Source organism: Galliscardovia ingluviei (assembly GCF_014635685.1).
GTDB lineage: Bacteria > Actinomycetota > Actinomycetes > Actinomycetales > Bifidobacteriaceae > Galliscardovia > Galliscardovia ingluviei.
In genome coordinates this window covers 163,254-178,358 of sequence record NZ_BMDH01000002.1, presented here as the reverse complement: position 1 = coordinate 178,358, position 15,105 = coordinate 163,254, and the positions used below count along the sequence as shown (strand labels likewise).

The following is a 15,105-nucleotide window of genomic DNA, read 5'->3' as shown; positions in this document are numbered from 1 at the left end:
TATTTGCCGAGACTATTTTCTACCACGCATTTTTCGCACTATCACCTTTGCGATCTCACGCTGTTTCGAACCAGTAGGAGCTAGAATATCACCGTATTTGCGCAATGGGCTATCCTCAGCAATTGCGCGATCATGATGTTGAATAGGCTTAGGCTTCTGTATCCCAGCCAGCATAGCGATGAGTTGCACTGAGAACGGTGTCTGCTGAGCATAATGCCAGTACAACGGACCAAAATCACACCATGGATTCTTCCAAGGCTTTTCAAAACCAGCATAATGCACAATACTTGGATCGCGGCGTGCTTGCTGATATGCTAAGAAATCCTCAGCAGGAGCAAACGCAAACACCCCATCGACTCGACCAGCACAATCGTGCATCACATTCCAACGCGCATCAAGGTAGAGTACCTTTCCTTCACACTCCATATTTAAGATATCCTGATCGTTGTAAATGTATGCCGTATCTGTAGACATAGCAAGCCATTCTTCAACAGTATGCAACATGCGCAGCTCGTCAAGATTCAGTAGCATTACTCCAGCTTGGAAGTAATTAAACCCATTGTTCATATGCAAAACAGTATCGGTGTACTGTTTTCTCTTACCATCCTTCATAGCCAGCGTGCCAGTAAAATCAATATCTTTTACCGCAGCCAAACAATAGTTCTTAATATCAGTAGCATAGAGCGTTGCAATATCAGCGTTTACTATCAAATCGCAGTCTAAATACAAGACTTTTTTATAGAATGGTAAAATATCTTGAATAATAAAGCGGTAATAGGTTTCTATGCTGATATGTGGATTGTTGGTATCAAGCACGTAGTTTTCAATTATCCGTTGCACATCATAGAAACGGATGGAGGCATGCTTTGCTCTACTAACAAATGAGGAAAGTGTATTTTGATTTTGCACAGAAATATTACGATGCAACACGATAAAATCGTAGTAATACTCTGTGTCTGCATTACTCAGTATAGAATGGATAGTCGTGGCTAGCATAGGCACATATGCATCATCTGCTGCTAAGACAATCGGTATGGTATATCGTGGATTTATATCAAGTGGATTAAGCGTCTCAATTGGCTCGGGATGTGTGAAGTGTACGCATTGAAGCTGCTTAATACGCCACTGTTTACCGATGCGCTGTTGGTGTGCCAAATAGATGTTGAGTAGTCGCTCAGAAAGATGACCGACGGTACGCAGTCTTTGCACATCAGCGGTTGACATATCCGCAGTCTGATCAAAAGCATCAAGCAAAGGAAAAAGCCACTGGCAGTAGTCGTGGAAAATCTCCTTACGCATAATAAACATATTGCAAAAAGCAGCCTTAGTGCCATTCAATACTGCATCCGCGTCGGGCTGATAATCAGGGTATGCATTGACCAAAATATCATACATATGACGCAAATCATGCAATTGCAGGTGGTCATCCGCATTCCAATGATCTTTCAAAGAAGAGAAACCATCCATCTTGCGCACATCGTTATATGGTGTGGTAATCACATCCCAGCCAGCGACATTCGACAACACATGCTCATCATCCAAGCCATAACGTTTGATTGTCTCGTCAGTTATATACGTGTCAAGAATTTCGCCATAATCGTTCTCTTGGTGACGGACGCCAGAAAAATCAAAATATCGACGATAGTGACAGAACCCGTAATAATCAGCATCTACATTTTTCCATGCCCAGTACTGTGCAGTAAGTTCACAATAGCGAGGGTTACGCTCAGAAATATTCTCGCCGATATCATCGCGCAAGGTTCCTGAGAGTTCCTTGTCAGTAAGGGTACTGCCCACATGTACAGGGTAGAAGCAAGTACCTTCTACTAGTTGCGATGGCTTATGGACACTAACGAAAATTTTCACACGCGGATCTGCAGCGTGTGGTTGCTGTTGTGCTTGCTGTTGTGCTTGTGTTTGTTCCTGCGTTTGTGCTTGTGTCTGTGCTTGTGGTGTTGAAGCCATGAAAAGCCACCTTATTTCGTGTTCTATCTATGTCCGCCTATGCAATTTAGTCTCTTAGCAGACGTTATGTTTATCAATATCCGCGTGGTAGCGCAGCAAGTATGAGCCGCGGCATGTCATTCGATTGCCTTAGTAGTTATGTCATAACGAGCACGCTATATTGTTCATAAGTATACGATACAGTAGCGCAATTGTGGAGAGTACAGCAATGCAGTCGCAGAATCAACACGTTCCTTACGATTTATGCAAACCTCAGCATATTTTGGTAACTGGCGGTGCTGGATTTATTGGTGCGAATTTTGTGCATTGGGTGATGAAAAATCACCCAGAAGTATATATCACTGTGCTAGATGCGCTGACCTATGCTGGCAGACGAAGTTCCCTCAAAGGGTGCGATGAGTCTCGATATACCTTTATTCATGGCGATATTTGTGATGCGCAGTTAGTGGAGCAGATACTTGCTCAACCCGGTAAGCGAACTTACGATGGACGCCCTATTGCTCCAATAGACGCAGTCGTACATTTCGCAGCGGAATCACATAATGATAATGCTATTGCGGATCCGATGCCATTTTTGCAAACGAATGTTACCGGCACGGCTGTGCTACTACAAGCAGTGCGGAAACATCACATTCGATTTCACCATATTTCTACAGATGAAGTATACGGCGATTTGTCGCTTGACTCTCCTGAAAAGTTTACCGAACACAGCCCATACAGACCGTCAAGCCCATATGCGGCGTCTAAAGCTGCGAGTGACCATTTAGTCCGTTCATGGTTTCGTACATATGGTGTGCCAGTCACTATCTCGAATTGTTCGAATAATTTTGGACCCTACCAACATGTAGAAAAATTTATTCCGCGACAAATAACGAATATATTAACTGGACGCCCGGCAAAGTTATATGGCGCAGGGCTCGCAGTGCGAGATTGGATTGCCGTTGATGATCACTGTGCAGCAGTATGGGCAGTACTCACTCGTGGAAAACTTGGTGAAACCTACCTTATTGGGGCAAACGGTGAGCACAGCAACCTAGATGTATTGCGTTTAATACTTACTTGTATGGGTAAGGATGAGCATGATTTTGAGCATGTCGCAGATCGTCCAGGTGCAGACAGGAGATACGCATTGGATGCTTCGAAAATTGAGCGGGAGCTTGGGTGGCATCCGCAGCATACTCAATTTGAGGAGCAAATAGAGCGCACAATCGCTTGGTATGCATCGCATCAGGAATGGTGGATCCATGATAAAGCGGCAACAGAGCGCTCATACCAGTTGCAAGGACACTAGAGTAGCACTAGACAGAGGCGATAGGGAATCTAGGCAGGAATATTAACGAATCTGGGGTAGGGGCACTGCTGAGTCTGCTGATTTTACGGAATCAACGGAATCGACGGAATTTACTTACTGAGCCCGCTTAATCTGCTTAATCTGCTGAATCCGCTGAATCAAAACCCCTTGCCTATAGCTACCTACAGCAATTGCTCTAGATTATGGCTAAAAGCTCTAAACCCAAGATGATCATAGAAAGCCTGTGCCTTAGGATTGCCCTCCCATACATTAAGCGTGATACGGCGAGCGCCAGCCTCGCTCGCAACCTCCCGCACATGACGATATAGGGCAGTACCTACTCCTAATCCTCGAGCTTCCTGATCAACGCATAAGTCGTCAATATGCAGCGAAAGCTCTTGCGCTAGTGCGTGCGAACCGTCGTGGTGATGCCATATGCACATCGCATAACCAAGAATATGTTCGCCCTGTGTTTGCTGGTGTAGTGGAGTTTTGCCGCTATCCTCATTGTCAGCCACCGCGACGAAAATTGGCTGATTTGGGTCTGTAAGCAGTTGCTCTAATTCGTGAGGGAAATGCTTAATGCCACCTTGCACAAACAAGTCAGGTCGAGCCTGATAGTGCACATCTTCTACTTGATGCAGCAGGCGAATAAGCTCATCAATATCACTATGCTGTGCGGGACGAATATGCATTATGCCTCCAATTCGGCTGAGTTTGCGCTTGATTCATCGCTTGTGCCAGCGGCGTCCTGTACTAAGAACCCTTGTCCGGCTAGGGCACGTGTTACGCGGTCTTGCATTGTTGACAAAAACATGCCTTGTTTGGCAAAAGCCATTACATTTCCTGTAATGCCGTATGGGCTAAAACCAGTGAACTTAACTAACGCAGGGTTGCCAGGCAGCATCACATCTTGCGTCTGTGTATTGACAAGATCCGTAATGTATTGAGCCAGTTCGTCGATACTCATATTATCGAGTTTAGTGCCGCGCGCCACAAACGGGACTAAAATCATAGCCTCATTCGCGGCTGGTAATTTTTCTAGCGCCGTGGTGTTCAATACTGAATTTGGTACCCACATTTCCATGCCAGAGCGGTCGATAACAATAGTGTGTCGCCAAGTAACATCTTTGACCGTGCCGGTAACCCCCTGGATAGTGACCAAGTCTCCAGGCTGTAACACTTTGCCTAGCATCAGACCAAAGCCGCTGACAATATTAGCAATTGTGTCTTTTAAGCCAAACGACACTGCAATGCCGCCAACACCAAGCGCAGTAACAAGTGTTGTCGGATTAATACCAAACACCGGCTGTAACACAATTGCTGCGGCAAACACCCAAATGAGTACGCGCACGATATTAATGAAAATTGAGGCGCTTGGTATATGTGACTTGTCAAGCAGCATTTGCAGCATACGTGATGTGGCTTTAGTAATAAGGGCTGCTGCGGCAACAACAATGATGAGGAAAATAATACTTGCTGCGTGTGCTTGCAGCCAGAGTAGTGGGTCATCGATAAGTTGTTGCACAGTTTGCTCCTTGTCGTTTGATGTGTCGTTGTATGTGTAGTTATATGCATTGTTATACGCGTCGGACATGTTCTTTGTAATGCATCCTGCATTAGCACATGCATTGTTATAGTTTATTGCCATTGTAGTGGTAGCGGTAACACTGTGCGCATCGTTTCGATTTCTCGGCTCCTCTCGTATCTGTTTATATCTGTAAGGCTATACGCAGTTGTGAAGTGATTATTTTCGATATCGCATTATGTATGAATATGAAAGCTTGGAATTATAACGAACCATAGTAGCGTATAAGCGAATGTTAGACGCAATCACTTCACAACTCGAGAGTGGAGCACAATTGACTGCGCTCGAGTGCAATCGAATGCACCTGACCGCACTCGACTGCACGAAAAGGGGAAACGCGGGTTAGGACACTTCAATATGTTTCATTTCGCATATGAAGTGCCCCTCGTTGCTATACGAGAGGCATTAGTCAGAGGAAAGGGTGACATGTCAGTGGATTTTAGCCGAGTGCCTCCTGACAAGACGAAGCCAAAACAGCACATGCTCTACGACTCTTGATGTTCACGGCAAGTCTGCCCTAAACCCCGAGAAAGCGCAATAGGATCGAGGATATTATCAAGCTCTTGGGAGGAAAGATTAGTACTCTCGGCAGCGATATTGCGTACGCTTTTGCGTTGTGCGGCAGCCTGTTTAGCGATTGCGCTCGCTTCCTCGTAACCGATGTATGGATTAAGCGCGGTTGCGATTGCAGGAGACATTTGCGCATGTTGTTCACCAATATCACGATGCACAGTGATGCCTTCCACACAGTGCGTGCGAAAGATGCTCATTGCGCGAGTCAGCATATCAATAGATTGCAAAATAGTATGAACAATCACCGGGTCAAAAGCATTGAGCTGTAATTGCCCCTCACTGCAGGCCCAAGTTACTGTGGTATGCATGCCAAATGTCATGAAACAGCATTGATTGACGCACTCAGGGATAACTGGATTTACTTTTGCTGGCATAATGCTGGAACCCGCTTGACGTGCAGGCACAGTCAGCTCTCCAAAGCCAGAAGCAGGACCAGAGTTCAGCAGCCTCAAGTCATCAGCTGCCTTTTTCAGGTGCATAGCAAGGGTTTGCAGAGCGTCTGCCGTATGCATATATGAGCTCATATCGGTGACTGCCGCAACTGGGTCAGAGGCTGCGCGGATAGGTAGTTGTGTAATACGAGCGAGTTGCTGTGTGGCTTCTTTTCTAAACCGCAGGTCTGCGCAAATACCTGTGCCAATAGCGGTGGCGCCTAAATTCAGCGTGCATAAATGTGGAATTACCGCGCGTAACATGGCTATGTCGGATTTTAGCATTGTCGCAAATGCATGGAATTCTTGCCCAAACGTCATAGGTACAGCATCTTGCAGCTGTGTTCTGCCGATAGTAATGTCTTCAATATGCTTGTCTGCAAGAGTGTGGAATGCGTTGGCTAAATGCTCACATTCAGCAATCGAAGGTTCGATAGCTCGGATAATGGCCAGTTTACTTGCCGCTGGATAGGTATCATTAGTAGATTGCGATTTATTGACGTCATCATTCGGATGAATATACTCATATGCGCCGCGTGGCTGGTTCAGTATCTCCAAGGCTCGATTAGCAATTACCTCATTCATATTCATGTTAAGCGAAGTGCCGGCGCCACCCTGCAATACATCAATAGGGAACTGATCAAGGAGCTTGCCTTGTTCAATTTCTTGGCACGCGGTAGTAATAGCTTGTGCCTGCTGCTCAGTAAGCAGTCCAAGGTCATGATTTGCTAGTGCACACGCGCGTTTGATTGTTGCAAACGCTTGAATCATGACGGGATGCTCGCCATCTGTGATGCCGCTTACAGGGAAGTTTTCGATGGCTCGCTGGGTGTGAATGCCCCAGTACACTGAATCGGGGACTTGCTTTGTTCCGATGCAGTCATGTTCAAGTCGCATGGTGTTTTGACTTTGTGAAGTATTGTTCGCTTGTGTCGGCGCGGCTGTGGTTGGGGTATGTGTATTTGTGTTCATTGGTGTTATCTCTAATTTCTTGCATTCCATATGTAGTGTTTGCAGTACTTGAGGTATGTATTAAAGGTTATGGCAAATGTATAGCGAAGTTCATCCTAACGCTACATTCTTGCATCAAGCGCATAGCATAGCATTTAGCGCTTCAACAATTACCGACTATGCATCGCTATGAGGCATTATGTTGCTCGTTGCAGCAGCTTTAGAATTTCCGGATATATTATCGGAACTAGCACTGCTGGAGTTGTCACTATGAGATGCAGTGTTCTGCAGCACATTGCGCTGTTGCCACGCAGTTTGAGCAAAAAGCGTGAAAGCCTCGATAATATGGTCTTTATCATCTTTGGAGAGCTCCTGCCAAGCCTCAAGCATATGGGGGATAGCTTTATTAAGTTTGCTTGGCAACTGCATGAACGACTGCACGCCGCTTGCTTGTAATACGCTAAACATGCTATCGATAACTTGTTCGCGTTTGGTATTCGGAAGCTGCTCTAACCACTCATGCAATGATGCACTAAAGAATCGTGAGGTGGAATCAACATGCGGCAAGAAAATGAAATGCGGTTCCTGATTCCGATTTTGCAATCTTTCTTTAGTGTCTGTTGAAACCTTATGTTTTTTTGCGTTCTTTGTGGTTTGTTGAACCCCTGATCGGGTGGAGGCGTCAATTGTTGCAGAGTCTGCCTCTGAAATACCTCCGAACGCTGTGTTTGTTGGGAATTGTGCTTGGAGCAAAGCCTGAGCATCAATTTGCCAACTAAATGCCAGATGTTGCATAATGCCAGATTCTGATGATTTGACTACCTTACATTGTTCTGGAGTGTCAAAAATCATGCCGACAATTGATGTTTCAGGAACGATTTTTGTAATCTTGTGTTCGATTGCGGCATACGAAGGACCAGTAACCACTTCCTTAGGAAAACCTGGACCATCTAATGAAAAAACGTGTGAAATACGCTGCTGTATTTCTGTATCAGCATGAAGCGCGGCATAAACCGCCAAATTACCGCCTTTCGAGTGGCCAGCAGTAATAAGCGCATAGCGTTTATAGAGGTTACCAAGACGGTTAATATACTGTGCAGCATGCTCTTGCGCAGGCACTGGGTACTGAAAAGACATATTAAAATCTTCTTTCCAGCCGATAAAAGAGCTATCGGTACCGCGAAACACAATCAGAAGAGTAGGTTTAGTCTGTGTGGCACTCGTTGACAAAGGTAATAACCGTTGGTTTTGTTGTGCGGCTGATGGCAGAATAAACGCTGCCGCTGCGAACTGCGTTTCTTGATTGGAGTCAAGAATATCGACATAGGCGCCAATCTTTACATCCATAAAACGCGGATTTACAGCAAGAGTGCGGAGTAATTCTTCGGTTTCATCCACTCCAGCAACGCCAGCAAAACCCTGATCAAAAGCAAAGTCGGTGTGCGGTAATGCTGCAGAAACCGTGCGAAGAGGAACAGCCTCTAATTGTGGGAACAAAATGTTCTTCAATGTATTGAAAGCCTTGGAAGCCCGATGTTGCGAGCGCAGTTGAGTAGCATATGCTACGCGATTGCGCAGTGTCTCTTGACGCAAACATGTTTCAGAAATTCTAGGCACACATTGAGGCATGCGCTGATACATCAACTGAGCAAAGACAAGAATATCGACCTCATTGAGTGGGCTTAAATCAAATGAACGTGTAAATGTTCGAGCATAGTCAAGGATATTTGCATGCTGGCTTTGATTATTGTCAGGTAGTGTGGCTCTTCCTGCAAACGGTGTTGTGGCATTGCGAGAACTTCGAGAGGTCACGTTTTGTGCGCTGCCGTTATGGTCCGGAGAGCCTGTTCCTTTTTCGGGAGACGAGTTCTGTAACTCATTAGTTGAGCTTTTCGTCGGGGCATTTGAGAATATGGAAAACGGTAATTGGAATGCGGAAGAACTCCTATGGCGCTGTTTTCCGCTATCGAATTGCTCACGACTACTGTTTTGCATTGTTCCCTCGTAACTACATGTGCAGCCACTTTCCTGTATGTGTATCATACGCGATTTTTTATGCTAAAGCTACCGAGCTGGTGCTTGCTGAGGTGAAGTTTTCGCACGGAATTAGATTGCGCTATGTGTGTCGAGCAGGTGTCTGCATGGAAATGGAACAGGTATCTGTATGGGGTTTTCGTATGGTTTCATGCTGACTTTCCAGGAAGTATCAAGACCGATTTTGGGATGCCGTCTCGTGTTGAGTTGGAAATCAGAATTGATGGTGTATTCGGTTGTTCTACGTTTTATGTGGTGCTTAGCCTCTGGATATGCGCAGTTGAAGAAAGACATTGGCGGAATATGCGAACATATTGTGACTTGTGAAGTGATTGACGGGTGCTCCGGGTTTTTCGAGAAGGAAGAAGACTGAAAAATCGCCAATGATTGTAAGCTTCATGCAATATGCAAAACGAAATCACTTCACAACTGCACGTATCGAGTAACGATGCGCCTGCATTGGGTAATGATCTGAGCATACGTGGTAATTGCTGTAGATTTTTTCGGGGGGAGGGGGTGCCGTACCCATATTGAGTAACGATGCACCTATAGCGGCTAGCAATGCGCTTGAATACCTGTAATTCAACGGTCAGCTCTGTCCATGTATTGACAGTCTGAGATTGAGAGCGAGTTGTTACGCATGTATGCTGGCACCATGATTCATACGTTTCGGTTCCAAAAATCATCAAATATCGCTACTATGGAGAAAGGAATTACAATGAATGGATATTCATTGCACTGCTTGTTGAAATGTGTGAGCTAGTGAGCGACCGACATATGGCGTGCAGGAGACAAGTGTGGTTATGGATTTGGTGAAAGGATATGAATGAGTCACGAAGATCAGCGGTTACAGCCCTCCTATCACCATAATCAGTACCCGATGCAAAATTGGCAGTATCAGCCTTCTGATGGTCAGTACTCACAAAATCCTTATATGGCACCTATAGGATATGCGCCACAGTATGTAAATCGGTTGAAATTGCGGCGTTTTCAAGCAGCTTGGTATCCGAAAGTAAATCTTAAAATTGCGCGCAGAGCGTTTTCTCGAATTGGCTTAGCGTTGCTGGTTTATACACTGTCAACATCAGTGTTTTATTCACTAATCTCTGCGGGCATTGACTTTTGGTTCCCCCAGCCGCAAGGGCAATGGGTTAATATCATCGATACCCTCGAATCTTCCGGAGCACAGTATTTTGTTGGTTTTCCACTGTGTTTGCTAATTATGCAGCTGGTGCCATCTTTCCCTCCCCGCCCACGCGCAGATGATCCAGCTGCTCGAATGACGCCTAAGCGGTGGATTACCATTTTTATTATGGGCATTCCGCTCATGTATGCGGGAAGTATTTTAGGAAATCTGACTGCTGATTCGTTGTCAAACGGTAATTATTCCAACATTTTGGAGAGTATGTATGCAAATCCTACGCCTGCAAGCATGCTGATTGATGCGGTGATTACGGTTCTTATGGCTCCAATTGTTGAAGAAATTGTATTCCGAAAAATGATTATTGACCGCTTGCATCGCTATGGTGAGGCGCTCGCAATTGGGGTGTCTGCACTGCTGTTTGCACTTATGCATGCGAATCCATATCAGTTTTTCTACACACTCGCATGGGGTGCGATGTGGGCGTATATTTATTTGCGCACGGGTAAGATTCAATACACGATTTGGTTGCATATGGCTGTGAACTTCATGGGCGGCGTGGTGCCTACAGTGCTTTCGCTGATTGCTGGTGATGAAGGTAGCTTGGTAATTGATGATCAGCAGTCGGCTAAGGATCAGTTCAGTGAGCTTATGCAAGGCGGCGGCGTAGTGTATGTAATTTATGGCTTGGTTATTTTGGGCTTAGTTATTGCTGGTATCGTGCTGTGGGTTCGCAATCGTAAGAAGATCGAGTTACGTCCTGCGGATTGGCAGCTGGTGCCAGGCATTGCAGCGCGCACAGCTTGGCTAAATGCGGGGATGATGCTCTTCGTGGTGCTAACTGTTTTTGCGACTATTGTTTCGCCGTTTTTGTCGATATTCCAGTAGTTTTGCATGTGATTATTGTGGTTGCCATGGTTGTTATATTTGGGATCGGCGCTCGGAGATATGATGACGGCTGCATAACAAACTACCGCAATAAAGTGCACGCAAATGCATGTAGGGGGTGCTGTGACTGGTATTTCAATAGGCATGGTGAGCATAGTGCTCGCTGCATGCGCGGTAGTAGTTCTTGGGTTTGCTGGTTACGGCATATTTACGCTGCTGCAGCGGGTACATGCAAAGCATGCGTCGAAGATAGGCAAGTTAGGAAGCATCGTCTCCGAGCCTTTACATGATGCAGCTTTTGAACGAATAGCCTATGCGATGATCCAGCGTAGTAATGATGCTATTTGTGTCGCTGATGTATATGGTGAGATAGTTTTTGTAAACGATAGCGCAAAACAGATCGAGCTTTTGGCACAAAACCGCGTCCTGCATGATGGGCTACTGCAAGTGATGCAGGCGTTGGAAAATGATTATGTGGAGCGTGGTGCTTGTCAATGGCAAAGCATGCAGATTAAGCAGCCGGTTGAGGGAACGCAAGGGTTGCTGCTGGTACAGGTGCTGAATTTGGGATTTTGTGGTTTTGAGCGTTTGTGTGCGATTGTTGCGCGTGATGTTAGAGATCAGCATCAGTTGGATACTATGCAGAAGGATTTGATATCTAATCTCTCACACGAGTTGAAAACGCCAATTGGTGCTATTAGCTTGTTGGCAGAGACGCTTGCCGATGTTGAAGATGATACTGAGGCTGTGCATTATTTTAGTTCACGTATTTTGCGCGAAAGTAGGCGTTTGCAGGATTTGGTTGCTCAGATTCTTGATATTTCAAGATCGAGCAGTCAGCGTGCGGAATCGAATTTGAGCGCGAATGTTGGCGACAGTAACATTAGTGTTGACGCTGGCATCGATGTTTACTATGGAACAGCTGGTGGCGTTGATGTATTGGCGGAAAGTGGTGAATCTGCCCCTTTGGGCGGCAATGTTGAACATAGTAATTCTGTTTTGAGCAATGTAGATGCCTGTAACTGCAAGGAAGTTGTTGGTGAAGTTTGTAATGCTGTACAAGTAATTCAACAAGCTATTGATGACAGTGCAGTGCAAGCGCAGGCAAAGCATATTCATGTGGTGTTTACATGTGTGGAGGATGGGCATCCTGTTGGACTTAGGCGCACTGCCGATGATACGGGACAGCATATTGCAGGCCAGCATGTTATCCGGCAGTACAGCATGGATGATGATTCCTGTCGTTGGATAGTCGCGATTCGAGCACAGGATTTGCGGACTATCGTTGCCAATATTGTTAATAATGCCATTGCATATTCCGCGCCATACACCACAGTTTCAATCAGTGTTGAATCTGATACTGAAAAGTATGGGGATTGTATCGCAATTCGCGTTGTAGATTTAGGCGATGGTATTCCGAAGGAGGATACCATGCGAGTTTTTGAGCGGTTTTATCGCGTGGATCCAGCGAGGTCAAGGAATACTGGAGGATCTGGTTTAGGTCTTGCAATTGTAAAGCAGTTGGTTGAACAAGCCGGAGGTCGAGTGGACTTGTGGTCGCGCCTAGGTGAAGGCACCACGGTTACAGTGCTGCTGCCTTGTGCCGTCTAGCAAAGGCGCGTTGTCTGGTTCTGCGTATATCTCGAATCCATTGAATTGTGGTGGCGGTTGCTTGTTCTGTGCGTATATGCTGGATGCTGATGGTAAGACAGAGCCATCCCATGAGCTGGAGACGCGTGATTTTATCGCTATCATTGCGCACTTGGTGTGCGGTGCTATGAACAGTACCTCCTTGATATTCAATGGCGATTTTTAGGCGAGGATATGCTAGGTCCAAGAACCAATAGTCGTATGAAGTATTATCTTGCAAACGAAAATTTATATTTGGCTCTGGTAATCGTCCCTTGACTGTGAGGGCTAAACGTAGGCGAGTTTCCATACTGGAATCAGTATTGGCGCGCGTGTGGGCAAGTGCCCACCGAATATTGGACTTTCCACGTAACAACCCAGTGGAATCAAGAAAAGATGCAGCGTCTCGGCAAAACGTAGGCAATAGCTGGTGTTGTCTGCGCTGTACGAGGTCAAATAATACAGTGAGTTCTATGCGGGTGCACCATTGTGCCACCTGCATCAGTGTTGTGAATACATCGGTTATTTCTATCCCACAGTCAAGGCGGATTGTTCCCATTGGATGAGTCCATACCCTAAACAGCACTCCTTTCAGACTAGTTCGTGATGCGGCATTACGCGCAATGGCAAAAAGTGTATTGCGGTGTTGCTGTGCTTTACGGTTGTGCGGGAATTCTAATCCATGAATAGTAAGTGCGGTAAGCATGCCGAATATGAGCTGCTGCTTTGTGCGGGCTTGTGCCTTTAGGCAGCGTTCTATCATCGTTTGAGTCTGCTGTTGTAATTGCAGTCCATCGATGGGCAGTGTATTCGCATAAAAATTCATAGAGAAAGTCTAGTGTTTGGCGAGCTTGTTTTGAAAGAGTTTTTGGAGTTGTTGACCATTGGATACCCCCTATTAGTTTGAGTAGGGGGTGGAGGATGGGGTGGGAGTAGAAGGCACGTGATGGTGTGTAGAAGGCATGTGATGGGGATAAAGATCTGTGATGTGATGGTGGGCTGGAATACCGTAGCAACTTGCATGATAGTCCCTAGATGACTGTGCACCGTGTAGGCAGAGTTGTGAAGTGATTGCGATTCAAGAGCCTGTATTCGACCACACTGTGTTATTGCAGAAGCGTGTAATTGTAGGGTTTTGTGCAGGGCATCGTCAACAGCAGTGACACATTACTTTTCCAATCACTTCACAACTCGTGACTTGCTCCGCGAAAGAGAGAGAAAACATGCCGTTGCAAACTGGAACAATCGGGCTGTAGCCAACAGGAACAATCGATAGTTTGGCGCTCAAATTCGTTGTGATTGTGCTGAGCGGCAGATAAATCCAATATCCGGTATCCGACGCGTCTGGTACGTTGATATGACTGGCGTTCTTTTTGAACTGTACATAGATTTCCCCAGCTTTTGCGTTTGATATCGTACTGGCTATAGTGTTTGGTACTATCCAGCCTCTATTTTGGTATCACATCGTTTCCATATCCGGTATCGCATCATTGGTATGCCTAGTGCTGCCTCTAAATACGGAATGAACTCATGTAGTTTTCGCACATGCTGCATTGAGCTCTCGGACGGTACATTTCGCATATTCAGTACAGTGCCTATAATCATTGACGTAAACAATCTCGTACCGCATAGCTACATACTGGAGGGCGAGCGAGTATATGATTTTCCAAGTTCCTGCAAAGACATCCCAAAACGGCGTCAATCATTCGATTCGCATGCTCATTGTTGAAGATGAAGAATCATATCGTGAGCCACTCGCATACCGATTCCGCCGTGAAGGATACGAGGTACTTACCGCGGCAAGTGGAGATCAAGGTCTCGATATTTTTCTCAATAACACCATCGATATTGCCATTCTCGACGTGATGTTACCAGGGCTTGACGGGCTTTCGCTGTGCAAAGCCATCAGGAAGCAGAGCCATATACCAATTATTGTTGTTTCTGCAAAAGGTAGTGAACTTGATAAAGTGCTTGGTCTTGAACTCGGTGCAGATGACTATGTGACCAAGCCATATTCATTTCGTGAGTTGCTGGCGCGTGTCCATGCGGTTTTGCGCCGTCATGGTTTTTCAACGAATGCTGAAACTGCTTCTGATGCCTCACTTGCATTTCAGGAGCAGACAGGTATTAAACCGTTGTTGTCCAATGATTCTTCAGATAACCAAGTTGTGCTTGAATATGGCAATATTCGCTTAGATGCTGCTCGGCATATTGTTGCTGTCCGCGGTCAGGATGTGCCATTTCCGCTGAAAGAATTTGAGCTACTTGAGTATTTGATGCGTCATAAGGGCTTGGTTGTTACGCGTGCGAAACTTATTGAGCGTATTTGGGGTGCTGATTATGTCGGTGATACGAAAACCCTAGATGTTCATATCAAAAGGATTCGCGCGAAAATTGAACTTAATCCTTCGCGCCCACAGTATATCACCACCGTGCGCGGACTTGGTTATCGTTTTGACCTTCCGCAGTCTCAAGAGTAGGGTTTTCTAATATTTTGCATAATATTTTGCATGGAGTGATTCAGAAGTTTTACCAAGTTGAGTATCGGTATTACAGGGTGTATCCATATTACACCGTGTATCAGTATCGCATGATGTATTAGCATCACATGGAA

11 protein-coding genes are annotated in these 15,105 nt (G+C 45.7%); 5 read left to right on the top strand and 6 right to left on the bottom strand.

Going from position 1 to position 15,105, the window contains the following annotated elements:
• Positions 1-12: 12 nt before the first annotated feature.
• Entirely contained in the window at positions 13-1,965 is a 1,953-nt protein-coding gene (locus tag IEU85_RS04940; protein WP_188355136.1) for a DUF4422 domain-containing protein, read from the bottom strand.
• A gap of 208 nt (positions 1,966-2,173) precedes the next feature.
• On the opposite strand from IEU85_RS04940, the gene rfbB reads away from it, so the two are divergent.
• Positions 2,174-3,256: a dTDP-glucose 4,6-dehydratase gene (gene rfbB / locus IEU85_RS04935; RefSeq protein WP_188355135.1), complete on the top strand. Its 1,083-nt coding sequence runs from the start codon at positions 2,174-2,176 to the stop codon at positions 3,254-3,256.
• A gap of 182 nt (positions 3,257-3,438) precedes the next feature.
• Here the strand turns inward: rfbB and IEU85_RS04930 are convergent, their stop codons facing one another.
• The 4 genes from IEU85_RS04930 to IEU85_RS04915 all read right to left on the bottom strand — a co-directional run bounded on the left by IEU85_RS04930 (position 3,439) and on the right by IEU85_RS04915 (position 8,611).
• Positions 3,439-3,951, bottom strand: a complete 513-nt coding sequence (locus tag IEU85_RS04930; RefSeq protein ID WP_188355134.1) for a GNAT family N-acetyltransferase — start codon at positions 3,949-3,951, stop codon at positions 3,439-3,441.
• Positions 3,951-4,784 (bottom strand): mechanosensitive ion channel family protein, encoded by an 834-nt coding sequence (locus IEU85_RS04925; protein ID WP_371866639.1) that lies wholly within the window; start codon positions 4,782-4,784, stop codon positions 3,951-3,953. The genes IEU85_RS04930 and IEU85_RS04925 overlap by 1 nt, the downstream gene beginning before the upstream one ends.
• A 545-nt stretch (positions 4,785-5,329) precedes the next feature.
• Positions 5,330-6,745 carry an aspartate ammonia-lyase gene (locus IEU85_RS04920; protein WP_229714796.1) on the bottom strand — a complete coding sequence of 472 codons (1,416 nt, stop codon included), beginning with the start codon at positions 6,743-6,745 and terminating at the stop codon, positions 5,330-5,332.
• A gap of 231 nt (positions 6,746-6,976) precedes the next feature.
• The gene (locus tag IEU85_RS04915) at positions 6,977-8,611 is read right to left on the bottom strand and encodes an Mbeg1-like protein (RefSeq protein ID WP_188355131.1); all 1,635 of its coding nucleotides are present in this window, start codon (positions 8,609-8,611) and stop codon (positions 6,977-6,979) included.
• 352 nt (positions 8,612-8,963) lie between these two features.
• Between IEU85_RS04915 and IEU85_RS04910 the strand changes: the two genes are divergently transcribed.
• From IEU85_RS04910 to IEU85_RS04900, 3 genes are all read left to right on the top strand, one after another.
• Positions 8,964-9,206 carry a hypothetical protein gene (locus tag IEU85_RS04910; RefSeq protein ID WP_188355130.1) on the top strand — a complete coding sequence of 81 codons (243 nt, stop codon included), beginning with the start codon at positions 8,964-8,966 and terminating at the stop codon, positions 9,204-9,206.
• A gap of 453 nt (positions 9,207-9,659) precedes the next feature.
• Complete coding sequence (locus IEU85_RS04905) at positions 9,660-10,862, top strand: CPBP family intramembrane glutamic endopeptidase (RefSeq protein WP_188355129.1); 1,203 nt, start codon at positions 9,660-9,662, stop codon at positions 10,860-10,862.
• Between the two features lie 123 nt (positions 10,863-10,985).
• Positions 10,986-12,473, top strand: a complete 1,488-nt coding sequence (locus IEU85_RS04900; RefSeq protein ID WP_188355128.1) for an ATP-binding protein — start codon at positions 10,986-10,988, stop codon at positions 12,471-12,473.
• Here the strand turns inward: IEU85_RS04900 and IEU85_RS04895 are convergent.
• Entirely contained in the window at positions 12,445-13,317 is an 873-nt protein-coding gene (locus IEU85_RS04895) for a putative endonuclease domain-containing protein (RefSeq protein ID WP_188355127.1), read from the bottom strand. The two genes, IEU85_RS04900 and IEU85_RS04895, sit on opposite strands and share 29 nt — an antisense overlap.
• An 832-nt stretch (positions 13,318-14,149) precedes the next feature.
• Here IEU85_RS04895 and IEU85_RS04890 point away from each other — a divergent pair.
• Positions 14,150-14,971: a response regulator transcription factor gene (locus IEU85_RS04890; protein ID WP_308469301.1), complete on the top strand. Its 822-nt coding sequence runs from the start codon at positions 14,150-14,152 to the stop codon at positions 14,969-14,971.
• The last annotated feature ends 134 nt before the right edge of the window (positions 14,972-15,105 follow it).